At 66.8% G+C, this 24,348-nt stretch carries 31 protein-coding genes; 1 reads left to right on the top strand and 30 read right to left on the bottom strand.

The genetic code is table 11. The features are described from left to right. Position 1 precedes the first annotated feature (1 nt). The 25 genes from nuoN to thiE all read right to left on the bottom strand — a co-directional run bounded on the left by nuoN (position 2) and on the right by thiE (position 21,274). The gene (nuoN, locus tag ACOFKS_RS12220) at positions 2-1,456 is read right to left on the bottom strand and encodes an NADH-quinone oxidoreductase subunit NuoN (RefSeq protein ID WP_419809522.1); all 1,455 of its coding nucleotides are present in this window, start codon (positions 1,454-1,456) and stop codon (positions 2-4) included. Further along, a complete protein-coding gene (locus ACOFKS_RS12215) occupies positions 1,456-2,982 on the bottom strand; it encodes an NADH-quinone oxidoreductase subunit M (RefSeq protein ID WP_419809664.1) in 1,527 nt (508 codons plus the stop codon). Before ACOFKS_RS12215 ends, nuoN begins: the two co-directional genes overlap by 1 nt. Then, positions 2,982-5,054 (bottom strand): NADH-quinone oxidoreductase subunit L, encoded by a 2,073-nt coding sequence (gene nuoL, locus ACOFKS_RS12210; RefSeq protein WP_419809521.1) that lies wholly within the window; start codon positions 5,052-5,054, stop codon positions 2,982-2,984. Before nuoL ends, ACOFKS_RS12215 begins: the two co-directional genes overlap by 1 nt. Before the next feature lies 1 nt (position 5,055). Next, positions 5,056-5,361, bottom strand: a complete 306-nt coding sequence (nuoK, locus tag ACOFKS_RS12205) for an NADH-quinone oxidoreductase subunit NuoK (RefSeq protein WP_419809520.1) — start codon at positions 5,359-5,361, stop codon at positions 5,056-5,058. Positions 5,362-5,473: 112 nt separating this feature from the next. Beyond that, on the bottom strand, positions 5,474-6,085 hold the full coding sequence (locus tag ACOFKS_RS12200) for an NADH-quinone oxidoreductase subunit J (RefSeq protein ID WP_419809519.1): 612 nt from the start codon (positions 6,083-6,085) through the stop codon (positions 5,474-5,476). Between the two features lie 27 nt (positions 6,086-6,112). Further along, positions 6,113-6,598, bottom strand: a complete 486-nt coding sequence (gene nuoI / locus ACOFKS_RS12195; RefSeq protein ID WP_419809518.1) for an NADH-quinone oxidoreductase subunit NuoI — start codon at positions 6,596-6,598, stop codon at positions 6,113-6,115. After that, a complete protein-coding gene (locus tag ACOFKS_RS12190; protein ID WP_419809517.1) occupies positions 6,595-7,458 on the bottom strand; it encodes a hypothetical protein in 864 nt (287 codons plus the stop codon). Before ACOFKS_RS12190 ends, nuoI begins: the two co-directional genes overlap by 4 nt. Further along, entirely contained in the window at positions 7,455-8,504 is a 1,050-nt protein-coding gene (gene nuoH, locus ACOFKS_RS12185) for an NADH-quinone oxidoreductase subunit NuoH (RefSeq protein WP_419809516.1), read from the bottom strand. Before nuoH ends, ACOFKS_RS12190 begins: the two co-directional genes overlap by 4 nt. After that, entirely contained in the window at positions 8,501-10,519 is a 2,019-nt protein-coding gene (gene nuoG / locus ACOFKS_RS12180) for an NADH-quinone oxidoreductase subunit NuoG (protein WP_419809515.1), read from the bottom strand. The genes nuoH and nuoG overlap by 4 nt, the downstream gene beginning before the upstream one ends. 1 nt (position 10,520) lies before the next feature. Further along, positions 10,521-11,141 (bottom strand): hypothetical protein, encoded by a 621-nt coding sequence (locus tag ACOFKS_RS12175; protein WP_419809514.1) that lies wholly within the window; start codon positions 11,139-11,141, stop codon positions 10,521-10,523. Between the two features lie 17 nt (positions 11,142-11,158). Next, positions 11,159-12,460, bottom strand: a complete 1,302-nt coding sequence (gene nuoF, locus ACOFKS_RS12170; RefSeq protein ID WP_419809513.1) for an NADH-quinone oxidoreductase subunit NuoF — start codon at positions 12,458-12,460, stop codon at positions 11,159-11,161. Then, on the bottom strand, positions 12,460-12,723 hold the full coding sequence (locus ACOFKS_RS12165) for a hypothetical protein (RefSeq protein WP_419809512.1): 264 nt from the start codon (positions 12,721-12,723) through the stop codon (positions 12,460-12,462). Before ACOFKS_RS12165 ends, nuoF begins: the two co-directional genes overlap by 1 nt. Then, a complete protein-coding gene (locus tag ACOFKS_RS12160; RefSeq protein ID WP_419809511.1) occupies positions 12,716-13,429 on the bottom strand; it encodes a complex I 24 kDa subunit family protein in 714 nt (237 codons plus the stop codon). Before ACOFKS_RS12160 ends, ACOFKS_RS12165 begins: the two co-directional genes overlap by 8 nt. After that, positions 13,422-13,769, bottom strand: a complete 348-nt coding sequence (locus tag ACOFKS_RS12155; RefSeq protein ID WP_419809510.1) for a hypothetical protein — start codon at positions 13,767-13,769, stop codon at positions 13,422-13,424. Before ACOFKS_RS12155 ends, ACOFKS_RS12160 begins: the two co-directional genes overlap by 8 nt. Then, positions 13,766-15,058 carry an NADH-quinone oxidoreductase subunit D gene (locus ACOFKS_RS12150; RefSeq protein WP_419809509.1) on the bottom strand — a complete coding sequence of 431 codons (1,293 nt, stop codon included), beginning with the start codon at positions 15,056-15,058 and terminating at the stop codon, positions 13,766-13,768. Before ACOFKS_RS12150 ends, ACOFKS_RS12155 begins: the two co-directional genes overlap by 4 nt. Then, positions 15,055-15,906 (bottom strand): NADH-quinone oxidoreductase subunit C, encoded by an 852-nt coding sequence (locus ACOFKS_RS12145; RefSeq protein ID WP_419809508.1) that lies wholly within the window; start codon positions 15,904-15,906, stop codon positions 15,055-15,057. Before ACOFKS_RS12145 ends, ACOFKS_RS12150 begins: the two co-directional genes overlap by 4 nt. Further along, positions 15,899-16,120: a hypothetical protein gene (locus ACOFKS_RS12140; protein ID WP_419809507.1), complete on the bottom strand. Its 222-nt coding sequence runs from the start codon at positions 16,118-16,120 to the stop codon at positions 15,899-15,901. Before ACOFKS_RS12140 ends, ACOFKS_RS12145 begins: the two co-directional genes overlap by 8 nt. Beyond that, positions 16,117-16,692 carry a NuoB/complex I 20 kDa subunit family protein gene (locus ACOFKS_RS12135; protein ID WP_419809506.1) on the bottom strand — a complete coding sequence of 192 codons (576 nt, stop codon included), beginning with the start codon at positions 16,690-16,692 and terminating at the stop codon, positions 16,117-16,119. Before ACOFKS_RS12135 ends, ACOFKS_RS12140 begins: the two co-directional genes overlap by 4 nt. After that, positions 16,689-17,063 (bottom strand): NADH-quinone oxidoreductase subunit A, encoded by a 375-nt coding sequence (locus ACOFKS_RS12130; protein WP_419809505.1) that lies wholly within the window; start codon positions 17,061-17,063, stop codon positions 16,689-16,691. The genes ACOFKS_RS12135 and ACOFKS_RS12130 overlap by 4 nt, the downstream gene beginning before the upstream one ends. Before the next feature lie 85 nt (positions 17,064-17,148). Then, positions 17,149-17,961, bottom strand: a complete 813-nt coding sequence (locus tag ACOFKS_RS12125) for an inositol monophosphatase family protein (protein ID WP_419809504.1) — start codon at positions 17,959-17,961, stop codon at positions 17,149-17,151. Further along, on the bottom strand, positions 17,962-18,219 hold the full coding sequence (locus tag ACOFKS_RS12120) for a hypothetical protein (protein ID WP_419809503.1): 258 nt from the start codon (positions 18,217-18,219) through the stop codon (positions 17,962-17,964). It abuts the gene before it with no gap. Beyond that, a complete protein-coding gene (gene efp / locus ACOFKS_RS12115; protein ID WP_419809502.1) occupies positions 18,219-18,782 on the bottom strand; it encodes an elongation factor P in 564 nt (187 codons plus the stop codon). The genes ACOFKS_RS12120 and efp overlap by 1 nt, the downstream gene beginning before the upstream one ends. Before the next feature lie 108 nt (positions 18,783-18,890). After that, on the bottom strand, positions 18,891-19,472 hold the full coding sequence (locus ACOFKS_RS12110) for a M23 family metallopeptidase (protein WP_419809501.1): 582 nt from the start codon (positions 19,470-19,472) through the stop codon (positions 18,891-18,893). A 4-nt stretch (positions 19,473-19,476) separates the two neighbouring features. Beyond that, positions 19,477-20,520 carry a L,D-transpeptidase family protein gene (locus tag ACOFKS_RS12105; protein ID WP_419809500.1) on the bottom strand — a complete coding sequence of 348 codons (1,044 nt, stop codon included), beginning with the start codon at positions 20,518-20,520 and terminating at the stop codon, positions 19,477-19,479. 52 nt (positions 20,521-20,572) lie between these two features. Next, positions 20,573-21,274, bottom strand: a complete 702-nt coding sequence (gene thiE, locus ACOFKS_RS12100; protein ID WP_419809499.1) for a thiamine phosphate synthase — start codon at positions 21,272-21,274, stop codon at positions 20,573-20,575. An 86-nt stretch (positions 21,275-21,360) separates the two neighbouring features. Between thiE and ACOFKS_RS12095 the strand changes: the two genes are divergently transcribed. Continuing rightward, complete coding sequence (locus ACOFKS_RS12095; RefSeq protein ID WP_419809498.1) at positions 21,361-21,705, top strand: hypothetical protein; 345 nt, start codon at positions 21,361-21,363, stop codon at positions 21,703-21,705. 10 nt (positions 21,706-21,715) lie between these two features. Here the strand turns inward: ACOFKS_RS12095 and ACOFKS_RS12090 are convergent, their stop codons facing one another. The 5 genes from ACOFKS_RS12090 to ACOFKS_RS12070 all read right to left on the bottom strand — a co-directional run bounded on the left by ACOFKS_RS12090 (position 21,716) and on the right by ACOFKS_RS12070 (position 24,305). Beyond that, on the bottom strand, positions 21,716-22,390 hold the full coding sequence (locus tag ACOFKS_RS12090) for an O-methyltransferase (RefSeq protein ID WP_419809497.1): 675 nt from the start codon (positions 22,388-22,390) through the stop codon (positions 21,716-21,718). Further along, positions 22,390-22,776, bottom strand: coding sequence for a putative quinol monooxygenase (locus ACOFKS_RS12085; protein WP_419809496.1), 387 nt, complete (start codon positions 22,774-22,776; stop codon positions 22,390-22,392). The genes ACOFKS_RS12090 and ACOFKS_RS12085 overlap by 1 nt, the downstream gene beginning before the upstream one ends. Beyond that, the gene (locus ACOFKS_RS12080; protein ID WP_419809495.1) at positions 22,773-23,681 is read right to left on the bottom strand and encodes a class I fructose-bisphosphate aldolase; all 909 of its coding nucleotides are present in this window, start codon (positions 23,679-23,681) and stop codon (positions 22,773-22,775) included. The genes ACOFKS_RS12085 and ACOFKS_RS12080 overlap by 4 nt, the downstream gene beginning before the upstream one ends. Positions 23,682-23,701: 20 nt before the next feature. After that, positions 23,702-23,923, bottom strand: coding sequence for a type II toxin-antitoxin system PemK/MazF family toxin (locus tag ACOFKS_RS12075; protein WP_419809663.1), 222 nt, complete (start codon positions 23,921-23,923; stop codon positions 23,702-23,704). Positions 23,924-24,023: 100 nt separating this feature from the next. Continuing rightward, the gene (locus ACOFKS_RS12070) at positions 24,024-24,305 is read right to left on the bottom strand and encodes a ribbon-helix-helix protein, CopG family (protein WP_419809494.1); all 282 of its coding nucleotides are present in this window, start codon (positions 24,303-24,305) and stop codon (positions 24,024-24,026) included. Positions 24,306-24,348 lie beyond the last annotated feature (43 nt).

Below are 24,348 nucleotides of genomic sequence, written 5' to 3'. Positions count from 1 at the left end.
CCTAGAACAGCGCATGCGCGGCGGCCATCGTCCACGCACCAAGCGGCGCGAGCAGGAACCAGCCGAGCGGCGACACGACCAGCGCCGATGCGGCGATCAGCCCGCCCTCGACCCGGTCATGTCCGCGCGAGAACTCGGGGGCGGGGTCGTCGAAATACATCACCTTGATGACGCGCAGGTAATAATAGGCGCCGATCACCGACGCGACGAAGCCCGCCACCGCGAGCGGGTACAACCCCGCATTCACCGCCGCACGGAACACCGCCAGCTTGGCGTTGAAACCCAGCAGCGGCGGAATGCCCGCGAGCGAGAACATGAAGATCGCCATCGCCGCCGCCAGTGCCGGCCGGGTGCGCGACAGGCCCGACAGGCTTGCGATCGATTCCAGCTGCTCGCCGTCGGGGCCGCGCATCTGCAACACCACCACGAACGCGCCCAGCGTCATCGCGACATAGACCGCCAGGTAGAACAGGATCGCCGCGACGCCTTCGTCGGTGCCCGCCGCCAGCCCGACCAGGATGAAGCCGACATTGTTGATCGAGGAATAGGCGAGCAGCCGCTTGATGTTGCTCTGGCCGATCGCCGCGACCGCACCGAGGACGATCGACGCCAGCGCGGCGAAGATCACGATCTGCTGCCACTGGCCATATGCCGGTGCCATAGCCCCGATCGCGACGCGTGCGGCAAGCGCCACGGCGGACACCTTCGACGCGGTGGCGAAGAAGGTGGTCACCGGCGTCGGCGCGCCCTCATAAACGTCGGGCGTCCACATGTGGAAAGGCACCACCGCCATCTTGAACGCAATACCGGCGAAGACGAACACCAGCCCGAAGACGAGGCCGAGGAACGTCGCCGTGCCGGGTGCCGCGCCGGCATAGGCAGCGGCGATCCCGGAGAACAGCGTCGTGCCGGCGAAGCCGTAGATCAGGCTGACGCCGTAGAGCAGGATGCCGCTCGCCAGCGCGCCGAGCACGAAATATTTCAGCCCCGCCTCAGCCGAGCGGCTATCGCGGCGCATGAAGCTGGCGAGCACGTAAGAGGCGAGCGACTGCAGCTCCAGCCCGACATACAGCGTCAGCATGTCGCCCGCCGACACCATCATCCCCATGCCCACCGCCGCAAGCAGCATCAGCACCGGGTATTCGGGCCGCAGGTCGTCGCCCGCAGTGCGGCCGAAAAAGCCGGGCGCGATTACGATCGACACGGCGGTGGCGAGATAGATCAGGATCTTCGCGAACCCGGCGAACGCATCGGCGCGGTAGAGGCCGCCATAGGCCTCGCCCCCCGACGTCGCCGGCCCGGCGAGCGCCACGCCCGCGCCGATCAGCACCGCCACCGCCGCCCAGCTGACTGCGCGCGTCGACGCGGCCCCGCCCCAGGCGGCGACGAGCATCAGCAGGATCGCGCCCGCCGACAGCACCACCTCGGGCAGTGTCATCATCATGTTCGCGCCCATCAGTGGTGCGCTCCCGCCTGGGCGGCCGCAGCCAATCCCTTACCCGCGGTCGGCGCGGAGTCGCTCGCCGGCGCGGCGCGGTCGATCCGCTGGAGCAGCACCGCCACGTCCTTCCGCATCGGTGCCATGAAGCTCTCCGGATAGACACCCATCCACATCACCACCGCCGCGATCGGCGCCAGCAGCCACAGCTCGCGGCCGGTCAGGTCCTTCATCTCGGCGACATCCGCCGACTTGATCTCCCCGAACGCGACACGGCGATAGAGGTAGAGCATGTAGGCCGCGCCCAGGATGATGCTGGTGGTGCAGATCAGCGCCGTCCAGGTCGACAGCTTGTAGACGCCCATCAGGCTCAGGAACTCCGCCACGAAGCCGCTGGTGCCCGGCAGCCCGATCGACGCCATCGTGAACAGCAGGAAGAACAGCGCATAACGCGGCATGTTGATCGACAGCCCGCCATAGCGGCTGATCTCGCGCGTGTGCAGCCGGTCGTAGATCACGCCCACGCACAGGAACAGCGCACCAGATACCAGCCCGTGGCTGAGCATCATCATCATCGCGCCCTCTACCCCCTGGCGGTTGAAGGCATAAAGGCCGATGGTCACGATCGCCATGTGCGCGACCGATGAATAGGCGATCAGCTTCTTCATGTCCGCCTGCACCAGCGCGACCAGCGAGGTATAGACCACCGCGATCGCCGACAGCACGAAGATCAGCCACGCCAGCTGCGCGCTCGCCTCCGGGAACATCGGCAGCGAAAAGCGCAGGAAGCCATAGCCTCCCAGCTTCAACAGCACACCCGCGAGGATGACCGACCCCGCCGTCGGCGCCTGGACGTGTGCGTCCGGGAGCCAGGTGTGGACCGGCCACATCGGCATCTTGACCGCGAAGCTGGCGAAGAAGGCCAGCCATAACCAGGTCTGCACGCCGGCCGGAAAGTCGTATGCCATCAGCGCCGGTACTCTCGTCGTCCCCGCCGCATGCGCCATGTAGAGCATCGCGATCAGCATCACGACCGAGCCGAGCAGGGTGTAGAGGAAGAACTTGTAACTGGCATAGATGCGGTTGGCGCCGCCCCAGATGCCGATGATGAGGTACATCGGGATCAGCCCGGCCTCGAAGAAGATGTAGAACAGGAACAGGTCCTGTGCCGCGAAGGTGCCGATCATCAGCACTTCCGTGAACAGGAACGCCGCCATGTATTCGGGCACGCGGTCGACAATCGCGCGCCAGCTCGCACCGATGCAGATCGGCATCAGGAACACGGAGAGCATGATGAGCAGCATCGCGAAACCGTCGATGCCGAGGCTCCAGCTGAACACGCCCAGGCTCGGCCCCTGTTCGACGAACTGCCACTGCGGCCCGCCGGTCTGGAACCCCGCCCACATCACGACGCCCAGCGCGAAGTCGACCAGCGTCGCCGCCAGCGCCAGCCAGCGCGCATTGGCGGGCGACAGGAACAGGCACGCGACCGCCGCCAGCGCCGGCACCGCCAACATCACCGACAGCAGCGGAAAGCCGCCGATCATCGCGTGATCGCCCAGGTCACCGCGCCGGTCAGCCCGATCAGCATCACGAACGCATAGCTGTAGAGGTAGCCCGACTGGAACCGGCCCGCGACGCGGCTGCCGAACGCGGCGACGGCGGCGACGCCGTTCGGCCCGAAGCGATCGATCGTGCCCTCGTCGCCACGGTGCCACAGCAGCCGCCCGATCGCGAAGGCGGGGCGCACGAACAGCAGGTTGTACAATTCGTCGAAATACCATTTGTGGAGCAGGAAATCGTAGACCGGCGCGAACTGTTCGCTGACCGCGGCGGGCGTGTCGGTGCGGCGGATATAGGCATACCAGGCGCCGAACAGCCCGAGCAGCATGGCGATGCTGGCCGACAGCTTGATGAGCAACGGCACCTCGTGGATCGAGTGCATCAGATGCTCGCGGAACGCGATCGTGCCGTGCCAGTAACGCTCGCCCGCGTCGGGCTCGATAAACCAGCCGTGGAAGACGAATCCCGCCACCACCGCACCCAGCGACAGCACGCCGAGCGGGATCAACATGCTTAGCGGGCTCTCGTGCGGATGGTAGCCGCCGGTGCCGTCCTGCAGATCGGCGGCGCCGGGCTGACGCTGGTGCGGATGCGCGGTCGTATCGTGCGTCTGTTCCTCGGCGTCGTCGTGATGCCCGTGCGCGTCGTGGAGGGCGTGCTGGATATGCTCCGAATTGATCCAGCGGGGCGCGCCCCAGAAGGTCAGGAACATCAGCCGCCACGAATAGAAACTGGTGATGAGCGCGACCAGCGTGCCGACGAACCAGGTGCCGGTCCAGCCCGACGCCCACCCCGCCTCGATGATCGCGTCCTTGGAATGGAAGCCCGCGAAGCCGAACCCGACCGGGTTGCCGAACACCGCCGGGATACCGACGCCGGTGATCGCCAGCGTCCCCAGCAGCATCGCCCAGAAGGTCAGCGGAATGCTTTTACGCAGGCCCCCGTAATAGCGCATGTCCTGCTCGTGGTGCATCGCGTGGATCACGCTGCCCGCGCCCAAGAACAGCAGCGCCTTGAAGAAAGCGTGCGTGAACAGATGGAACATCGCCGCGCCATAGGCGCCGATCCCGGCGGCGAAAAACATATAGCCGAGCTGCGAACAGGTCGAATAGGCGATTACGCGCTTGATGTCGGTCTGCACCATGCCAACCGTCGCCGCGAACAGACAGGTCGCGGCGCCGACGAAGCGGACCACCGACAGCGCGTCCGGCGACGTCTCGAACATCGGCGACAGGCGGCACACCATGAACACGCCCGCGGTCACCATCGTCGCGGCGTGGATCAGCGCCGAGACCGGCGTCGGCCCCTCCATCGCGTCGGGCAGCCAGGTGTGCAGCCCGAGCTGCGCCGACTTGCCCATCGCGCCGACGAACAGCAGCAGGCACAGCACCGTCATCGTGTCGTAGCGCTGGCCCAGAAACCCGATCGTCGACCCCGCCATCGCCGGCGCGGCGTGGAGGATCGCGGGGATCGAGACGGTGTCGAACACCAGATAGGTGCCGAAGATGCCGAGCATGAAGCCGAGATCGCCGACGCGGTTGACGACGAACGCCTTGATCGCGGCGGCGTTGGCGCTGGGTTTGCGGAACCAGAAGCCGATCAGCAGGTAGCTGGCGAGACCGACGCCTTCCCAGCCGAAGAACATCTGGATCAGCGTGTCGGCGGTCACCAGCATCAGCATCGCGAAGGTGAACAGCGACAGATAGGCGAAGAACCGCGGCTGATCCGGGTCCTCCGCCATATAGCCCCAGCTATAAAGATGGACCAGCGCCGACACGGTGGTGATAACGACCAGCATCACCGCGGTGAGCTGATCGACGTTCAGCCGCCACGCCGCGTGCATCGAGCCGGAGTCGATCCAGGTTAGGACCGTGATCGCGCCGGGCGTCGCGGTGCCGCTGAGGAAGCCCGCGAAGATCACCCACGACAGCGCCGCCGCGACGAACAGCGCCGCCGTCGTCACCAGCTTCGACGGCAGCGCGCCGAGCTGCTTCTTGCCAAGCCCCGCGACCACCGCGGCGAGCAGCGGCAGGAAGACGATGAAGAGGATCATCTCAGCCCTTCATCCGGTTGACGTCGTCGACCGCGATGGTGCCGCGACTGCGGAAATAGATCACCAGGATCGCCAGCCCGATCGCCGCTTCGCCCGCCGCGACCGTCAGCACGAACATCGCGAACACCTGCCCGACCATGTCGTGAAGGTAGGACGAGAACGCCACCAGGTTGAGGTTCACCGCCAGCAGGATCAGCTCGATCGCCATCAACATGACGATCAGGTTCTTGCGATTGGCGACGAGGCCCAGCACGCCGAGCGCGAACAGGATCGCAGCGACGACCAGATAATGGACGAGCCCGATCACGTCAGCGCTTCCGCAGCAGGAGAAAGGCGACGATCGCGGCCGCCGGTATGCCGACCAAGAGGAGCAGGATCACGGCGAACACCAGCCAGTGAACGATGCTGACGCCGCCCATTCACAGCTCCACCCCGACGCCGACCGGCTGATCGACGTTGCGCGTCGCGTCCTGCGGCCGCCGCGCGTTTTGGCGGCTGACGTTCTGATAGCGCGTGCCCTTGCGCTCGCGATGGGTCAGCACGATCGCGCCGATCATCGCCACCAGTAGCACCAGACCGGCGCCCTCGAACACGAAGAGATAGCGGGTGTAGAGCAGCTCGCCGAGCGCCTCGATGTTCGGCTTCGCCGCCACCGTCGTCCCCGCACGCCGCGCGAGATCGACGCCGCCGATCGACCAAGCCTGCACGCCGATCACGATCTCCGCCAGCAGCGCCGCCGCGATCGCAAAGCCGAGCGGCCAATAGCGGGCGAACCCGGCGCGCATCTGAGCCACCTCGATGTCCAGCATCATCACCACGAACAGGAACAGCACCGCGACCGCGCCGACATAGACGATCACCAGCAGCATCGCGATAAATTCCGCGCCGCACAGCACCATCAGCCCGGCGGCGTTGAAGAACGCCAGGATCAGCCACATCACCGCGTGGACCGGGTTGCGCGACGACACCGTCAGCGCTGCGGCGACGATCACGACGGTCGCGAACAGGTAAAAGGCGAGCGCCTGAATCATGTCGACTTGTTCATCTCGGACGGGCGCCTAGCGGTAGGGCGCATCGGCGGCAAGGTTCGCGGCGAGCACGCTTTCCCAGCGATCGCCGTTATCGAGCAGCTTCGCCTTGTCGTAGATCAGCTCTTCACGCGTCTCGGTCGAGAACTCGTAGTTCGGCCCCTCGACGATCGCATCGACCGGGCACGCCTCCTGGCACAGCCCGCAATAGATGCACTTCGTCATGTCGATGTCGTAGCGCGTCGTGCGGCGCGACCCGTCGTCGCGCGGTTCGGCCTCGATCGTGATCGCCTGCGCGGGACACACCGCCTCGCACAGCTTGCACGCGATGCACCGCTCCTCGCCGTTCGGATAACGCCGCAACGCGTGCTCGCCGCGGAAACGCGGGCTGAGCGGCATCTTCTCGAACGGGTAGTTGATCGTCGCCTTGGGCTTGAAGAAATAGTGCAGCGTCTTGGCGTGCGCCTTCAGGAACTCCCAAAGCGTGAAGGACTTGACAAACTGGGCGACGGTCATCGCGGCGGGGTCCCTGCTGCGGCGGCGATCCAGATCGGCGGCGTACCGCACTCGCCGACCGCGAAGATGTTGCCGGCACGGCTGAAATCGACAAAAGTGCCCAGCCGCTCATAAGTGGTGTGAACATAGGTCGCCGCGGTTCCGGCGGCGGTGCCGAGCAGCAGCGTGGTCGCGACCATCCGCTGCGCCGGCGCGACGAGGTAGAACTGCGTCCCTGCCCCCAGCTGCGTCGTCGCCCCCGCGAGGTCGGCGGTGATGAAGCGATAGCTGGCGCTGAGCTCGTTCTTGTCGGCGGTGGTGATCTGATAGCTGAACTGATGCACCCGCCCGTCGCGCGCCACCACCCGACACACAGCGTCGGGCAGGCGGCTCGGCAGCGCCGCGAGCTTCCACGGCGGCGGCAGGACGGCGTCGTCGACGGGCAGCGGCACCGACGCGCGTGTGTTAAGCTTCTTGCCGCGACGCGCGTTGCAAAAGCCCTGCGCCACCGTCAGCCGCATTGTGCGATCGACGACGCTGGTGACACGCAGCCGAACCGCCTGCGCCTGTCCGGAACCCTGGGGCGTCAGCTCCAGCCGATATTGGCCGTTGCCGGTCGCGAAGCCGATCACATACGGACCATCTGCACGGCGCGCGACGACGCTGGTCGATCCCACCCGCGCGAACGGACTGTCGGCGGCGAAAGCGAGGGTGGCGTTCGGCGCTTTCTTGCTGCGGAAATCGAGATCGAGTCGGCTGGCGTTGCGGTCGCCGGGACCGACTAGGGTGCAGCTGAGCTGCGTGTCGGTCCCAAGCGCCGGGGCGGGTGCGGCGGCGGCGGTGGCCTGTCCGGCGATCAGGAGCGCAAGTGCGATCGTCATATTCCGACCCTCATCCACATCAACACGCCGGACACCAGAAACACCCATAGCAGCGACAGCGGCAAAAACACCTTCCATCCCAGCCGCATCAGCTGATCGTAGCGATAGCGCGGCACCGTCGCCTTCACCCACGAGAAAATGAAGAAGAAGAACAGGATCTTCACGAACAGGTTGACGATGCCCGGCACCCAGGTGAACGGCGCAAAGTTGAACAGCGGCAGCCAGCCACCCCAGAACAGCGTCGCGTTCAACGCACACATCAGCAGCACGTTGGCGTATTCGCCCAGCCAGAACAGCGCAAAGCTCATCGAGCTGTATTCAGTCTGATACCCGGCGACCAGTTCCGACTCCGCCTCGGTCAGGTCGAACGGCGCACGCTGCGTCTCCGCCATCGACGAGATCAGGAACACCACCCACATCGGGAACAGCAGCGGGTTGAGCACGAAGCCATTGATCGGCAGGTCGTACATATTTGCCTGCGCCAGCACGATCGCCGACAGGTTGAACGACCTGGCCCACAGCACGACCGTGACGAGCACGAAGCCGATCGCGACTTCATAGCTGACCATCTGCGCCGCCGCGCGCAACGCCGAGTAGAAGGGATATTTCGAGTTCGACGCCCAGCCCGCCAGGATGATGCCGTAGACGCCGAGGCTCGATGCCGCGAGCACGTAGAGCAGCCCGACATTGATGTCGGCGAGCACCACGCCCGCCCCGAACGGCACCACCGCCCAGACGATCAGCGCGACGGTGAAAGTGATGATCGGCGCCAGCAGGAACAGCACGCGGTTGGCTGCCGACGGGACGATCGTCTCTTGCAGGAACACCTTCAGCCCATCCGCGAAGCTCTGCAGCAGCCCGAATGGCCCGACCACGTTGGGCCCACGCCGCAACGCCATCGCCGCCCAGATCTTGCGATCGGCATAGATGATCATCGCCACCGCCAGCATCAGCGGCAATGCGATCAGCAGGATGCCCGCGATCGTCGCGAGGAACCATGCCCAACCATAGGGTAAGCCGACGGTGGTGTTGAAGAAGTCGGTCACTCAGCCGCCTCCGCAAAGGCTTCGCCGTGGACCAGCTCCTGCGAGCAGCGCTGCATCGTCGGGCTGGCGCGGCAGATCGCGTTGGTGAGGTAGAAATCCTTGATCGGATAGCCCTCGATCCACCCCTGTCCCGTCGAGTCCAGCGCGGGCGGCGACCAGTCGAACGCCACCAGCCCCTGCTCGCGCAGCTGCGGGACCTCGGTGAACATCGCCTCGCGCAGGCCAGCGAAGCTGTCGAACGGCAGCGTGGTGCCGAGCCGCTCCGACAGCGCGCGGAGGATGCTCCAGTCCTCGCGCGCGTCGCCCGGCGGGAACACCGCACGCTCGCCACGCTGGACGCGGCCCTCCAGATTGACCCAGATCCCTGCCTTTTCGGCATAGGCCGCGCCCGGCAGCACCACGTCCGCCGCCGCCGCGCCACGATCGCCATGGTGGCCGACATAGACCTTGAAGCCGCCGAAGCGGCTGTAATCGACCTCGTCCGCGCCGAGGAAGAAGGTCAGCTTCGCGTCATGGAGGTCGGCGATCCCGCCCTTCGCCGCGTAGCCGAGCATCAGCCCGCCCATCCGGCTCGCGGCCATATGGACGACGTTGAACCCGTTCCAGCCATGTCCTGAGCCTGCCGAAGCGGTGTCCTTGACCAGCCCCAGCGGCTCGACCAGCGCCAGCGCCGCGCCGTGGCCGCCCTTCAGCGCTCCGCCGCCGACGATCACCATCGGCCGCTCCGCTGTCGCGAACGCCTGCATGACGGCATCGGGCAGCGCCCCCAGCAGCGACAGGTCGTCGCCGAGCCACTCGACCTTGTAGGTCAGATCGGTCTCCGGCCCGATCGCCCACACCCTGGCGCCACGCTTGATCGCCTTGCGAATGCGCGTGTTGAGCAGTGGCGCTTCCCAGCGCAGGTTGGTGCCGACCAGCAGCACCGCGTCTGCGCGCTCCGCACCGGCGATCGTGGTGTTGAAGTTGACCGCCGACAGACTGGACGTGTCGTAGGCCATGCCGGTCTGGCGACCCTCGATCAGCGACCCGCCCAGCGCACGCACCAGCGACTTGGCCGCGTACATCGTCTCGCAATCGACCAGGTCGCCCGCCACCGCCGCGACAGACCCACCGTGCTCTACGGCCGCGATCGCCGCGAACGCCTCGTCCCAGGTCGCCTCGACCAGCTTGCCGTCCCGCCGCACGAACGGCCGGTCGAGCCGCCGCCGCACCAAGCCGTCGACGTGATGGCGCGTCTTGTCGTGCGCCCACTCCTCGTTGACGTCCTCGTTGATGCGCGGGACGCAACGCAGCACCTGACGACCGCGACTGTCGAGCCGGATGTTCGTGCCGACCGCGTCCTGCACATCGATCGTCAACGTCCGGCGCAGCTCCCACGGCCGCGCCTCATAGGCATAGGGCTTCGACGTCAGCGCGCCCACCGGGCACAGATCGACGACGTTGCCCGACAGCTCGCTGGTCACCGCCTGTTCGAGGTACGACGTGATCTGCATGTCCTCGCCGCGATAGATCGCGCCGATCTCCTCGACGCCCGCGACCTCCTCCGCGAAGCGGATGCAGCGCGTGCACTGGATGCACCGCGTCATGATCGTCTTGACGATCGGCCCCATATATTTCTCGGTCACCGCACGCTTGTTCTCGGTGTAGCGGCTGTGGCCCTTGCCATAGGCGACCGACTGATCCTGCAGGTCGCACTCGCCGCCCTGATCGCAGATCGGGCAGTCGAGCGGGTGATTGATGAGCAGGAATTCCATGATGCCCTCGCGGGCATGCTTCACCATCGGCGTGGTGGTGAACACCTCCTGATTGTCCGCCGCCGGCAGCGCGCACGAAGCTTGCGGCTTGGGCGGGCCCGGCTTCACCTCGACCAGGCACATCCGGCAGTTGCCCGCGATGGACAGCCGCTCGTGATAGCAAAAGCGCGGAATTTCCTTGCCCGCAGCTTCGCACGCCTGAAGCACGGTGGCGCCCTGCGGCATTTCCACTTCGATCCCGTCGACTTTTAGTTTAGGCATGTTAGTTGCTCACCGGCACGCTGGAACTGCGATATGCAGCTTCCGCGAGCACGCCCTGCAGCGTCGCTCGACTGAACCGAATAGTCTGCCCGCCAGCCACGCACCGCGCCAGCGCCGGAGCGAGACCCCGTAATGCGTCGCGTTCCGCCGACGTGGCAGGGACGGCAAGGACGAACGCGCGTGTGTTCGCGGCGTCGGATCCAAGCACGCAACGGCCGAAGACCCGCAAAGGATTGTCGCCTGGTGGCACATTGGTGGACACGCTCGTCTCGATAATGGGTGCGACCGGCGGGCGTCTGCCGAAATCGTGTATGTACAGGGCGCGGAAGACGGCGCCGCGCATTAATGTTCTCGACATGCGAAGCTCACCGCTCTGAAGGCAGTCGTCGATCGCAAGGCTACTGAGTGCTCCGTCTACCTGCCCTTCTGGCGAGGCAATGGCACGCCGAACGGCGGTAAACCTGGATTTGACGAGGCAGACGCCGTAATCGTTCATCGTCCGGTGCGCGCGGTCGGCGTCAGACCCATGGGCCGAAGTTTCCGCAGCTCGATCGGGCAGGATCGACCCCGTCTGGGCGAAGGCCGGCGGGACAGCGACCCCAGCGACGAGCAGCGCGCTCATATAACGAGCGACGCCCCTCACTCCGCCGCCTCCATCATCGGTGCCAGATCGCCGCCGCGCTCGTTGATCCGCCGCTCCAGCTCGGGCCGGAAATGCTTGATGAGCCCCTGGATCGGCCACGCCGCCGCATCGCCGAGCGCGCAGATCGAATGGCCCTCGACCTGCTTGGTCACCTGCTGGAGCATGTCGATCTCCGACAAGTCCGCGTCGCCGGTGCGCAGCCGCTCCATCACGCGCCACATCCAGCCGGTGCCCTCACGGCACGGCGTGCACTGGCCGCAGCTCTCGTGCTTGTAGAAATAGCTGAGGCGCGCGATCGCGCGGACGATGTCGGTGGACTTGTCCATCACGATCACCGCCGCCGTGCCGAGGCCGGAGCCTAGCGCCTTCAGCCCGTCGAAATCCATCGGCGCGTCCATGATCTGCGCAGCCGGCACCAACGGCACCGACGAGCCGCCGGGGATCACCGCGAGCAGATTGTCCCAGCCGCCCCTGATTCCGCCGCAATGCTTCTCGATCAGCTCGCGGAACGGGATGCTCATCGCCTCTTCGACGACACAGGGCGTGTTCACGTGGCCGCTGATCTGGAAGAGCTTGGTGCCCTCGTTGCCCTTGTTGCCGATGCCCGCGAACCAGGGCGAGCCGCGCCGGAGGATGGTCGGTGCGACCGCGATGCTCTCGACGTTGTTGACCGTGGTCGGGCAACCGTACAGCCCCGCGCCCGCCGGGAAGGGCGGCTTGAGACGCGGCTGGCCCTTCTTGCCTTCCAGCGATTCCAGCATCGCGGTCTCTTCGCCGCAGATATACGCCCCCGCGCCACGATGGACGAAGACGTCGAAATCATAGCCCGAGCCGCAGGCGTTCTTTCCCACCAGTCCGGCGTTGTACGCCTCGGCGACGGCGGCGAACAGCACCTCCGCCTCGCGGATATATTCGCCTCGGATGTAGATATACGCGGCGCGCGCCCGCATCGCGAAGCCCGCGACCAGCGCGCCCTCGATCAGCTTGTGCGGATCGTGACGGATGATCTCGCGGTCCTTGCACGACCCCGGCTCGGACTCATCGGCATTGATGACCAGGAAGTTCGGCCGGTCGGGTTTCGGCTCCTTGGGCATGAACGACCATTTGGTGCCGGTCGGGAACCCTGCCCCGCCCCGCCCGCGCAGACCCGACGCCTTGATCGCGTCGATGATCTTGTCCTGCCCGAGGTCGAGCAGCGCCTTCGTATTGTCCCAATCGCCCCGCCCACGCGCGGCGGGCAGGTTCCACGGCTGGAACCCATAGACGTTGGTGAAGATGCGGTCCTTGTCAGCGAGCATTAGCCGCGTGCCTCCAGCGCGGCAACGCGACGCGTAAGACCCACGAGTTCAGCACTGAAGTTGTCGATCCTCTCATCGATGCTCGTAAGATGGACAAGAACCTGCTGATGAAAGTGTTGCGCCGCCGTTTGACGGCGCTCGATCCGCTCCAAGCGATCTTCCATGCTCGTCATCCGAGAGTCCAGCCGATCCATCCGGCGGCCGAGCTCTGCGATGTTCGTCTGGATGCCCTTCAGCAGTTCCACCAAAAAATCGTCAGCCATGCGCCGCCTCCCGCTGCACCGCGTCCGGCATCGCCACGTCACCCCACTCGCCACAATAATCGTGGTTCGCATCCACCATCGCGGTCAGCGAAGTCGGGCCGCCGGCGGGACAGCTCGCCCGCCGCCCAGTCGTCGAGCCCGGCGCGGGTATTTCGCCGCGCGCCAGCGCCTGAAGCACAGCCGTGGTGCGGTCGTAGTCGAGGTCTTCGTAATTATCGTCGTTGATCTGCACCATCGGCGCATTGGCGCAGGTGCCCAGGCACTCGACCTCGGTCAGCGTGAACAGCCCGTCCGGCGTCGTCCGGCCCTTGGTCAGCCCGTGGTTCTTGCACGCCGCCAGCACATCGTCGGAGCCCGCCAGCAGGCACGGCGTCGTGCCGCAGACCTGGACGTGGAAGCGCCCGACCGGCGCCAGGTTGAACATGGTGTAGAAGGTCGCGACCTCGAACACGCGCATGTACGGCACGCCGATCTGTTGCGCGACGAACTCGATGACCGGCACGGGCAGCCAGCCCTGCGTCGCCGTCTCCGCGCCGACCTGCCGCTGCGCGAGGTCTAGCAGAGGCAGCGACGCCGACTGCTCGCGCCCGGCGGGGTAGCGCCCGAGTATCTCGTTCGCCTTGCGGACGTTCTCCTCCGACCACGCGAAGGAACCCCAACGCGCGCGGACTTCGGTTCCGTCGGGAATAGTGGCAGCTTCAGCCATGCATCTGGCTCGCTTGAGAAACTTTCAGACTAGCCTGCACAATGCGCCCATCATCCACACGGTATTGCGCCGCCACCTGCTTCATGTAGCCGTTCCCGTTATCAAGCTGAAGCTCGGCAAGGGCATCAGTGCCGCTGATTTCACTCACGAAACCCGATACAATGGGAAAGTCCCATGCTTGCGTTATGAAGCGGTACGACTGCTGAACTGACATTCTATGTACAAATTTACCCGACACGACAGTCCACTGACTGTCCGGTGCCACGTTTACGTCGCATTCGAAGCTACGGACACCAGCCAAGTGGTCCCGAACAACTGAGGCGGGTTTTTCAGTGCTCACCGGTCGCACTCCCCGAACACGATATCCATAGCCCCCAAGATCGCCGTCGTGTCCGCCAGCATGTGCCCCCGGCTCATGAAGTCCATCGCCTGCAGGTGGCTGAACGCGGTCGGCCTGATCTTGCAACGATACGGCTTGTTGCTCCCGTCGGCGACCAGATACACGCCGAACTCGCCCTTGGGGCTTTCGGTCGCGACGTACACTTCGCCCGCCGGAACGTGATAGCCCTCGGTGTAGAGCTTGAAGTGATGGATGAGCGCCTCCATCGACCGCTTCATGTCCGCGCGCGGCGGCGGCATCACCTTGCGGTCGAGGCTCTGGACCGGCCCCTCCGGCATCTCGGCGAGGCACTGCTTCATGATCCGCGCCGACTGCCGGCACTCCTCCACGCGCACCATGAAGCGGTCGTAGCAATCACCGCGCGTGCCTACCGGCACGTCGAACTTCATCCTGGCATAGACATCATAGGGCTGCGACTTTCGCAGATCCCAGGGCAGCCCTGCCGCGCGGATCATCGGCCCGGAAAAGCCCCAGGCGATCGCGTCCTCGCGGCTGACCGTGGCGATGTCGACGTTGCGCTGCTTGAAGATGCGGTTGTCCGCGACGAGCGAGATCGCGTCCTCGAACAGCCGCGTGAAACGGTCGTCCAGCCAGTCGGCGATGTCGGTCAGCAGCTTGAGCGGCACGTCCTGATGCACGCCGCCCGGCCGGAAGTAATTATGGTGCATCCGCGCGCCCGACATGCGCTCGAAGAAATTGTAGCAGTCCTCCCGCACCTCGAAGAGCCACAGGTTCGGCGTCATCGCGCCCACGTCCATGACGTGGCTCCCGAGGTTGAGCATGTGGTTCGAGATGCGTGTCAGCTCGGCGAAGAACACGCGCAAATACTGCGCGCGTAGCGGCACCTCCAGATCGAGCAGCTTCTCGATCGCAAGCACGAAGCTGTGCTCCATGCACAGCGGCGAGCAGTAATCCAGCCGGTCGAAATAGGGCAACGCCTGCGCGTAGGTCTTGAACTCGATCAGCTTCTCGGTGCCGCGATGGAGCAACCCGACATGCGGATCGATCCGCTCAATGATCTCGCCGTCCAGCTCCATGACCAGCCGCAGCACGCCGTGCGCCGCCGGATGCTGCGGCCCAAAGTTGATCGTGTAGTTGGTGATCGTGACGTCGCCGGTCGTCTCCTCGCCCGGCGTGGGCTCGTGGAGGAGCTCGGAGACATAGGGGTCGATGTCCGTCGTCGCCGGCGCAGGCATGTCGGCGGGCGCGGTGATCGTGTCGGTGCTCACTGGTTCTGCCCCTTGCCCGTCGCCGGCGGCGGCACGTCCGCGGCGGCGGGTTTCTCGGCCGGCTTGTTGCCCGGATGCGGCTGGCCGGCACCGGACTGCGCGGTGGTCTCGGTCACCTTGGGATCGGTCGGCTTCACCTTGTCGGTCTGCGCCGCGCCCGCTTTGGCGATCGCGTCGGCCGACAACGGCGTCTGCGCTCCCTTGGCCTCGGGCAGCCCGGCGCCGTCGGCCGCCTTCTCGTCACCGGGCAGCGTATAGTCGGCGCCCTCCCACGGCGACATGAAGTCGAAGGTGCGGAAATCCTGGGCCAGCTGCACCGGCTGATAGACGACGCGCTTCTCCTCCTCAGAATAGCGCAGTTCGGTATAGCCGGTCTGCGGGAAGTCCTTGCGCAGCGGATGACCGCGGAAGCCGTAGTCGGTCAGGATGCGGCGCAGATCCTGGTTGCCCGCGAACAGCACGCCGAACAGGTCGTAGACCTCACGCTCCAGCCACCCCGCGACCGGCCACAGCCCCGTCACCGACGGCACCGGCGTCTCTTCGTCGGTCCAGACGTGCACCTGCACGCGATGGTTGCGGGTCAGCGACAGGAGGCAATAGACCACCGCGAAGCGTTCGGGGCGCTCGGGATAGTCGACCCCGGCGATCTCCATCAGTTGCTGATATTCCAGCCCCGGCGTGTCGCGCAGCGCCGTCAGCGCGGCGACGATGTCGTCACGCCGCACATACAGCTGCACCTCGCCGACCCGCGCCCATGCCTCTTCCAGCATCGGCCCGAGCACCGCGCGCGCCGCGTCGATCGTCGCGTCGTTCAGATCGACGGCATAGGCGGGCGCCGGGCTACGCATGCCGCTTCGCCTCACGCCAGGCGTGGACAGCGAACGCCACGCCAGCGACCAGCACGGCACCGGCGGCGACCAGCAGCGTGTCTAGGATCATACCCCGCCACGCCGGCCATGCCCCCGCGAGCAGGTGGCGGTCACGCATCAGGTTTGGCAGCAGGATGCTGAAGCTGACCAGCGGCAGCACCGCAAACCGCCAGCGCGACGGCGCCGCGTTCATCGCTCGATGCTCCCGCTCCGGCGGATCTTCCGCTGCAGCTGCATGATCCCGTAGAGCAGCGCTTCCGCGGTCGGCGGACAGCCCGGCACGTAGATATCTACCGGCACGATCCTGTCGCAGCCGCGCACCACCGAATAGCTGTAATGGTAGTAGCCGCCGCCGTTCGCGCACGACCCCATCGAGATGACGTATTTGGGCTCCGACATCTGGTCGTAGACGCGGCGCAGCGCCGGGGCCATCTTGTTGCACAGCGTGCCCGCGACGATCATCACGTCCGACTGGCGCGGGCTGGCGCGCGGCGCGGCGCCGAACCGCTCCAGGTCATAGCGCGGCATGTTGACGTGGATCATCTCCACCGCGCAGCAGGCGAGACCGAACGTCATCCACCACAGCGAGCCGGTGCGCGCCCACTGGAACAGATCCTCGGTCGAGGTGACCAGAAAGCCCTTGTCGGTCAGCTCCCCGTTGAGGCTGTCGAAGAAAGCCTGATCGGGCGGCGTCACCGCGACCCCGGCGTCAGGGCCGGGCTGCAGTTCGACGGGGCCGGAATGGCCGACGAGAGAAGGCGTCATTCCCAATCCAACGCCCCTTTCTTCCACGCATAGACGAGCCCGAGCGCCAGTTCGGCGATGAAGATCATCATCGCGAACCATGCGGTCCAGCCGAGATGAAACACACTGACCGCCCAAGGATACAGGAACGCCGCCTCCAGATCGAAGACGATGAACAGGATCGCGACGAGATAGAAGCGGACGTCGAACTGGCTGCGCGGGTCCTCGAACGCGGGAAAGCCGCACTCGTACTCCGACAGCTTCTCCGGCGTCGGCTTGTGCGCGCCGGTCAGGCGCGACACGACCATCGGCAGGAACACGAACGCGCTCGACAGCACGAGCGCCACGCCCAGGAACAGCAGGATCGGCAGATAGTGCGACAGGTCGACCAAATTGTCTCTCGCAAGTGCGAACGGAACGTGCCCGCTTTAGGCGCGCCCGTTAGGGGGAGCAAGGCATTGAACCGCCTTTTGCAACCTAGCGCAGCGCCCCCGCGACCAGCTTGTGCAGCTTCGAATGCAGCACGTCGTTGGCGGCCAGGAACTCGTTGCGCTCCATCGGCCGGTCGCCGCCGCGGAAGTCGGTGACGAAGCCGCCCGCCTCCTTGATCAGCAACAGCCCGGCCGCGACGTCCCACGGTTGCAGATCGCTCTCCCAATAGCCGTCGTACCGCCCCGCCGCGACCCAGGCGAGATCGAGCGCGGCGGAGCCGAAGCGGCGGATGCCCGCCACCTGTGGCGCGACCGCACCGAAGATGCGGCTCCACTGGACGAAGTCGCCGTGACCCATGAACGGGATGCCCGTCGCGATCAGGGCCTCCGACATCTCGCGCCGTGCCGAGACGCGCAGCCGCTGGTCGGTGTTCCAGGCGCCCTTACCCTTCTCCGCCCAGAAACTCTCGTCGGTGAGCGGCTGATAGACCAGCGCGGTCGTGATCTCGCGCTTCCCGTTGGCCATCGTTTCCTCGACCGCGATCGAGATCGCGAAGTGCGGGATGCCGTGGAGGAAGTTGCTGGTGCCGTCGAGCGGATCGACGATGAAGCGCGGCTTGGCCGGGTCGCCGACGATCTCGCCGCGCTCCTCCATCAGGAAGCTCCAGTCGGGCCGCGCGTGGCTCAACTCCTCGAAGATCGTCTGCTCGGCGCGGCGGTCGGCCATCGACACGAAGTCGGCCGGACCCTTGCGGCTGACCTGCAGCTGCTGGACCTCGTTGAAGTCGCGCCGCAGCCGCGGCGCCGCCTTGCGCGCGGCGCGCTCCATGATGGTGAGTAGGCCGGAATGGGTGGGCATCTATCTACCTTGTGAAGCGAGGCGCATGGCCAGCCCTTGCAGCGCGGACCGTGCCGCCGAACGATCGAGCGCCTGATCCCGATGCTCGAGCATCATCTCTAGAACGGTGTCGATCACGTCCTGATAGGCCGGATCGCCCTCATGACGGGTCATCAGGTCGTCGAGGTCGTACCCGGCCCCCTCCCCACGCAGGTGCCGGAACAGGTATACCGATGGCGGCGGCGGCGCGGGGAACAGTCGGCGCCACCAACGTCGCATCAATCCGCGCGCCTGACGTAAGTCTGCTCGTAGACGTCGACCACGATCTTCGTCCCGGCGCCGATGTGCGGCGGCACCATGACGCGGACGCCGTTGTCGAGGATCGCGGGCTTGTAGCTGGACGAGGCGGTCTGCCCCTTCACGACCGCATCAGCCTCGACGATCATCGCCTCGATCGTGCTCGGCAGTTCGACCGAGATCGGGCGCTCGTCATAGAGTTCCAGCACCACGTCCATGCCATCCTGCAGGAACGCCGCCGCATCGCCCAGGATGCCGGCGTCGAGCGCGATCTGCTCGTAATTGTCCTTGTCCATGAAGGTCAGCTGGTCGCCGTCGCGGAACAGGAACTGAAAGTCCTTGGTGTCCAGCCGCACGCGCTCGACACTTTCCGCCGAACGGAAGCGGACGTTGTTCTTGCGCCCGTCGATCAGGTTCTTCAGCTCCACCTGCATGTACGCGCCGCCCTTGCCGGGCTGCGTGTGCTGGATTTTCACCGCGCGCCAGATGCCGCCTTCATATTCGATGATGTTGCCGGGACGGATGTCCACGCCGCTGATCTTCATGGAGCTTGACCTGCTGGAAAGAGCCGGGGCCGTCGGCCCGATGCCGCGATGTAGCGAGGGGCGCTCGATCTGCCAAGAAGGCGCTCCGGTAGCGCGCAGCGAGAGGGGTCACCGCCCGCGCAGTGCCGGATAGGCGTTCACGTCATCCGCCTCGTACCAGTGCTGCTCGGGCGACACGCGCGCGAGGCCGAAGTGGAGGTGGTAGTTGCCCGCCCCCGCATCGCCGGTATCGCCGACATAGCCGATCACCTCACCCGCGCGCACCGCCTGCCCCTCGTGCACGCCCGCGGCGTAGCCGGCGAGATGCGCGTAATAGAAGGTCCAGCGCCGATCGGCGGAGCGCTGGTACAGCGTGGTCCCCCCCAGCCGGCTCTGGAACAGCTTCTCGATCGTACCCCCGGCGGCGGCGAGCACCGGCGTGCCGCCCGGCGCCATGATGTCGGTGCCGTGATGTTGGCGACCCTCGCCGCGCGCATCGCCCCAGCTATCGGCGATCTGGCCGCGAGCTACACCCGCCACCGGCACCTGAAGCGCCGGCAGGCCGGGCGTCGTTTCGGCAACGGTAGTGGTGGGATCGAACGTGACCTTGGGCGACCCAACCACGCGCTCGCCGCCGAACGACAGCAGCGAGGCGAACAAGGCGACCACCAGCACGATACCCCCGAGGACGATCCACCCGATCCGCGTCATGGCGTCAGGCCTGGAAGACCACGACGACCCCCGGCTTGACCATCTGCGCCAGCCGGGCCGCGTTCCAGTTCGCCAGCCGGACGCAGCCATGGCTTTCGGTGCGGCCGATATACTGCGGCTCCGGCGTGCCGTGGATACCGTAATGCGGGATGTTCAGGTCCAGCCACACGACGCCCACCGGACCGTTCGGCCCCGGCGGCAGCATCGCCGCCTTGTCGGTCGCCTTGGCGTCCCAGAACAGGTCCGGATTGTAGTGGAACTTGGGATTGCGGTCGATCACCGTGACCTTGTGGGTGCCCAGCGGCAACGGGTCGTGCTCGCTGCCGGTGGTCACCTGGAACTGCGCGACCAGCTTGCCGGCCGCGTCCAGCACGCGGAGCACCCCGTCGGACTTGTCGACGACGATCTTCTCGCCCTGCGGCTGGACGGCGTCGACGTTGAGCGACGCCAGTGTCTGCTGCCAGTCGGGCTTCAGGCTGGTGTCGTAGGCGCGGCTGCTGGGCAGCGCGTTGGGAAACACCACCATCGTGCCGGGCGTCAACTGCGTCTCGCGCGAGTTGAGCCGGATCAGCACGTCGGGCGTGGTGTGGAACATCTCCGCCAGCTTCTCGAGCGGATTGCGATAGCCGAGCGAGGGCAACTTCGCCTGCTCCATCTCGCTGTGTGGGATCGGATTGACGTAAGGCCCGGCCAGCGCCGCCTCCGTCAACCGCAGTCGAACCGTCGGTCGCCACGCCGCATAAGGATGCAGGGCCGCGAGCGTCGGCTGATCGATCCTGCCGGTAATTGTCAGGCCGCGCGCTTCCTGAAAACCCTTCAGCGCCGCCGTCAACGAAATCCCCGCGCGCCCGTCGAGCGTGCCGGGCGAGAAGCCGAGATGGTCGAGGATCACCTGTACGTGCATGATGTCCTGGTCGATCGCGCCGGGGTCCGCGACGGCGGGGCTGGATGCCGGTGCCGGTCGAGCGGTCGGTCGGGAGGTCGACTGGGCCAGCGCGGCCCCTGCCAGCGCCACTCCTGCTACGCCCGCGAGCATCCACTTGGTCATGCCGATCACCTCAAACCGTTACGCTGGCGCAAGAACGGTCCGGGTGCGCTTTCTATCCCTCCAGCGCCTTCGCGAACGCGGCGACCGCTGCCGCTTCGCCGGCCGGGTCGTCCCAGACCCCGGCGCTGACCGCCAGGAAGTCCGCGCCCGCCGCGACCAGCGGTGCTGCGTTGGCGGGCACGATGCCGCCGATCGCGACCGAGGGAAGCTCGAACATCGACGCCCACCAGCCGAGGATCGAGGGGTCGGGGCGGTGCCGCACCTCCTTGGTGACCGTCGGATAGAACGCGCCGAACGCGACGTAATCCGCCCCCGCCTCGCCCGCCTCCATCGCGAGGTGGCGGCTGTCGTGACAGGTCACCCCGATCTGCACCTCCGGCCCGAGCAGGCGGCGCGCCTCCATCGCATCGCCGTCGTCCTGCCCCAGGTGCACCCCGTCCGCGCCGAGCCGCTTCGCCAGACTGACCGAATCGTTGACGATGAAGGCGACGTCGCGATCGGCGCACAGCCGCTGCAACGGCTCCGCCAGCCGCGCCGCCTCGTGCTGGTCGATCTCCTTCACCCGGAACTGGAACGCCGCCACCGGCCCGGCATCGAGCGCGCGGGCGAGCCGGTCCGGGAAGTCGCCGCCGGTATCGAGCGGCGACACGAGATACAGCTGGCACGGCGGCCGCCGCATATCGCGCCGGAACCGCGCCGCGAAGTCGGGATCGAGCGGACCCAGCGGGTCTTCGGTCAGGTCTGGCTGTGGCATCGCCATCCCCTAGCCACCCGCCGGGGGAGGAGCAAACCGGCGGGCGGTTCAGCCCGCGCTCAGCCGACTTCCGCCACCTCCCGGTCATGCGCACGCTTCTTCTCGCCACCACCATGATATTGGCCACCGCCGCCGATGCCAGGTCGATCGGCCTCCACCAGACACAGCGCGTCGGCCCCTATCGTGTGATGCCGGTGCGGGTCGTCGAGGACAGCCGCTGCCCGATGAACGCGCGGTGCGTCTGGGCGGGCCGGCTGGTGGTGCGCGCGACGATCGTGCGGGGCCGCACCCGGATGACGCGCGACCTGACGCTCGGCGAGCCGGCGGCGCCGGGGTTGGTGCTCGACAGCGTCAGCCCGGATCGCGTCGCGGGCGAACAGCCCGCACCGCGGCCCTACCGCTTCCACTTTGCGGTTGTGCGGCCCGACTGACGGAACTGGCTCAGCCGGTGACGATCGCCAGCACGAACCCGTCCCACTTCTTCACGCCGACCGTCTGCACGGCCGTCGCGGTGAGGCGCGGCTCGGCGGCGATGGCGTTGAACAATGCACGGGTGCCGACGACGCGCGAGTCGTCGCTCGAAGCGTCGAGCACCCTGCCCTCGCGGATCACGTTGTCGACGACGATCGTCGCGCCCGGCCGCGCCAGCCGTAGCGCCTCGCGCAGATAGGTGACGTTGGACGGCTTGTCGGCGTCGATGAAGAAGAAGTCGAACGGCCCGTCCAGCGTGGCCAGCGTCTCGGCGGCGGGCCCGACCAGCACCTCGACGCGGTCGGCGATTCCGGCCCGCGCGATGTTCCCGCGCGCGACGGCGGCATGATGCGGATCGATCTCGAGCGACACGAGCCGCCCGACCGCCGGCAGCGCCCGCGCCAGCTCGATCGTCGAATAGCCGCCAAGCGTGCCCACCTCCAGGATGCGCCGCGCCCCTGCCATCCGCGCCAGCAGGTGCAGCATCCGCCCCTGCGCTGGCGACACGTCGATATCCGGCAGTCCGCCCGCCGCGTTCGCCGCCAGTGTTGCCGCCTGCGTCTCGTCGGTGCCGAGCAGCCGGTCGGCGATATAGCCGTCCACCTCGGCCCAGCGCGGGTCCGGCGCCTCCGTCCGCTCGACCATCAGCGTCGACCCAGCCCGGTCCCGCCCAGCGGCCTCACCTCGGCGGTCGTGGTGAAGTCCGCGATCAGCGGCCGCGCCCCGGCGATCGACGCGCGCACGCCCGGCAGCGACAGCGAGGCGGCGTGGCTCGCCTTGCTGTCCCACGCCTCCGCCACCCACAGCGCATCCGGGTCGGCGAGATCCTCCGACACGACGTAGCTGAGACACCCGGGCATATCGGCGCTGCCCGCCAGCAGCAGCCCGGCGAGCGCCGCGCGTTGCCCCGGCTTCGCCGTAATCCGGCCGATCATGCCGTACCGGTCAGCCGCCCCGCCCGCCGCGACGGCGGTGCCGCCGAGCAGCGTCGCGACCGTCGCGCCGCCGACCAGCGCGCGCCGGTCGATCACTCCTCGTTCTTGTAGATCGCGACGAGCTTGTCGAGCATCGCCAGCGCGTCCTCGCGCGACCGCTGGAACGTGTTGCGGCCGATGATCGAGCCGTTGCCGCCACCGTCGCGGATGTCGCGTGCGTCCTGATAGATCGCGTCCGTCCCTTTTGACGCGCCGCCCGAGAACACGACGACGCGTCGGCCGGCGAAGCTCGACTGGACGACGTGGCGCACGCGGTCGGCCTGCTTCGACCAATCGGTGCCCTCGTACACCTTCTTCGCCTCCGCCTGCTCGATATGGTCGCTCGGCAGCTTGACCTTGATGATATGCGCGCCGAGCAGCGCCGCCATGTGCGCGGCATAGGCGCCGACGTCGAGCGCCAGCTCGCCGTCCTTGGTCAGGGTGCCGCCGCGCGGATAGCTCCACACCACCGTCGCGAGGCCGACCGCGTCCGCTTCCTCGCGCAGCCCGCGCAGCAGCTCCATCGACGCGAAAATGTCGTCGGAGCCCGGATAGATCGTATAACCGATCGCCGCGCAGCCCAGCCGCAGCGCGTCGCCGACGCTGCCGGTCTGGGCCTGCTGAACCGACGTGGCCCAGCTGTTCGAGCTGTTGACCTTGAGGATCGTCGGGATCTGACCGGCGAAGGTATCCGCCCCCGCCTCGATCATCCCCAGCGGCGCGGCGAAGGCGTTCAGCCCGGCGTCGATTGCCAGCTGATAGTGATAGTGCGGGTCGTAGGCGGGCGGATTGATCGCGAACGACCGCGCCGGCCCGTGCTCGAAGCCCTGGTCGACCGGCAGGATGATGACCTTGCCCGTCCCGCCGAGCCGCCCGTGCATCAGGATGCGCGCGAGGTTCGCCTTCACGGCAGGCGAGGTCGCTTCGTACTTGGCGAGAATGGCGGTGACGGCGGGGGTCATGCGAGTTCCTGTGGTTGAAATTACAAAGAAAACCAGCGTCGGAGCGCCTGGTCTACGACGGTCATCACTTCCGGCGAAGTGCTGCCGATCACGTTCCTGATTCGCTCCTGCCGGATGGCCTGGATCAAGTCGATCTCGACCTCACTATCTTCGCGTAGCCCGTTGCCCGCATCACGCCCCATCGGGACGCGATAAAAGAACGCGCCCGTGAGATGAGTGGTGATCGGGCACACGGTAAATATCGGGTGACTGGCATGAGGGCGTCCGCCTGAACGATGAGGCTGGGGCGCGGTTTGGTCGAGGAGTCGCCGCGCCCAACGGTGAGAACGATATTGCCACGGTTCACTCCGGTGCTCTGGCTACGGTCGCGACGGGCCGGGCGGCGAGATCGCTCAAATCATCATCGGCAGCCGCGAATGCCTCCCACACCCGATCCTCCTCCGTCCAACCACGCGCCGCGGCCATCAGCGATTGCCGCTTCGCTTCCGCGAGGAAAGCGGCGTCATTCTGATCCACGTAGCGGCGGATCACGTCACGCGCGATGTCGCTCTTGCTGCGACCCTGGCTCCGCGCGACGCTGGTCAGGCGCCGCTCCAGTTCGCCATCCAACCTGACACCCAGCATGATGCGCTCCGTTTAACACGTTAACTCACGCGATCCGTGCGAA

It is taken from the genome of Sphingomonas sp. (assembly GCF_965200135.1).
In the GTDB taxonomy this organism is placed as follows: domain Bacteria; phylum Pseudomonadota; class Alphaproteobacteria; order Sphingomonadales; family Sphingomonadaceae; genus Sphingomonas.
This window is presented reverse-complemented; position numbering and strand designations above follow the sequence as displayed.

Coding starts and splice junctions, on each gene's coding strand:
- efp (WP_419809502.1), bottom strand. CDS start 18,782: ATGAAGATCAGCGGCGTGGACATCCGTCCCGGCAACATCATCGAATAT.
- nuoI (WP_419809518.1), bottom strand. CDS start 6,598: ATGACCGTCGCCCAGTTTGTCAAGTCCTTCACGCTTTGGGAGTTCCTG.
- ACOFKS_RS12095 (WP_419809498.1), top strand. CDS start 21,361: ATGCGCACGCTTCTTCTCGCCACCACCATGATATTGGCCACCGCCGCC.
- ACOFKS_RS12145 (WP_419809508.1), bottom strand. CDS start 15,906: ATGCGTAGCCCGGCGCCCGCCTATGCCGTCGATCTGAACGACGCGACG.
- ACOFKS_RS12200 (WP_419809519.1), bottom strand. CDS start 6,085: ATGATTCAGGCGCTCGCCTTTTACCTGTTCGCGACCGTCGTGATCGTC.
- ACOFKS_RS12135 (WP_419809506.1), bottom strand. CDS start 16,692: ATGACGCCTTCTCTCGTCGGCCATTCCGGCCCCGTCGAACTGCAGCCC.
- ACOFKS_RS12160 (WP_419809511.1), bottom strand. CDS start 13,429: ATGGCTGAAGCTGCCACTATTCCCGACGGAACCGAAGTCCGCGCGCGT.
- ACOFKS_RS12120 (WP_419809503.1), bottom strand. CDS start 18,219: ATGCGACGTTGGTGGCGCCGACTGTTCCCCGCGCCGCCGCCGCCATCG.
- ACOFKS_RS12190 (WP_419809517.1), bottom strand. CDS start 7,458: ATGACGATCGCACTTGCGCTCCTGATCGCCGGACAGGCCACCGCCGCC.
- ACOFKS_RS12165 (WP_419809512.1), bottom strand. CDS start 12,723: ATGGCTGACGATTTTTTGGTGGAACTGCTGAAGGGCATCCAGACGAAC.
- ACOFKS_RS12105 (WP_419809500.1), bottom strand. CDS start 20,520: ATGACCAAGTGGATGCTCGCGGGCGTAGCAGGAGTGGCGCTGGCAGGG.
- ACOFKS_RS12090 (WP_419809497.1), bottom strand. CDS start 22,390: ATGGTCGAGCGGACGGAGGCGCCGGACCCGCGCTGGGCCGAGGTGGAC.
- ACOFKS_RS12110 (WP_419809501.1), bottom strand. CDS start 19,472: ATGACGCGGATCGGGTGGATCGTCCTCGGGGGTATCGTGCTGGTGGTC.
- nuoF (WP_419809513.1), bottom strand. CDS start 12,460: ATGCTCGCTGACAAGGACCGCATCTTCACCAACGTCTATGGGTTCCAG.
- ACOFKS_RS12140 (WP_419809507.1), bottom strand. CDS start 16,120: ATGAACGCGGCGCCGTCGCGCTGGCGGTTTGCGGTGCTGCCGCTGGTC.
- nuoL (WP_419809521.1), bottom strand. CDS start 5,054: ATGATCCTCTTCATCGTCTTCCTGCCGCTGCTCGCCGCGGTGGTCGCG.
- nuoG (WP_419809515.1), bottom strand. CDS start 10,519: ATGCCTAAACTAAAAGTCGACGGGATCGAAGTGGAAATGCCGCAGGGC.
- ACOFKS_RS12175 (WP_419809514.1), bottom strand. CDS start 11,141: ATGAGCGCGCTGCTCGTCGCTGGGGTCGCTGTCCCGCCGGCCTTCGCC.
- ACOFKS_RS12125 (WP_419809504.1), bottom strand. CDS start 17,961: ATGCCCACCCATTCCGGCCTACTCACCATCATGGAGCGCGCCGCGCGC.
- thiE (WP_419809499.1), bottom strand. CDS start 21,274: ATGCCACAGCCAGACCTGACCGAAGACCCGCTGGGTCCGCTCGATCCC.
- nuoN (WP_419809522.1), bottom strand. CDS start 1,456: ATGGGCGCGAACATGATGATGACACTGCCCGAGGTGGTGCTGTCGGCG.
- ACOFKS_RS12080 (WP_419809495.1), bottom strand. CDS start 23,681: ATGACCCCCGCCGTCACCGCCATTCTCGCCAAGTACGAAGCGACCTCG.
- ACOFKS_RS12070 (WP_419809494.1), bottom strand. CDS start 24,305: ATGCTGGGTGTCAGGTTGGATGGCGAACTGGAGCGGCGCCTGACCAGC.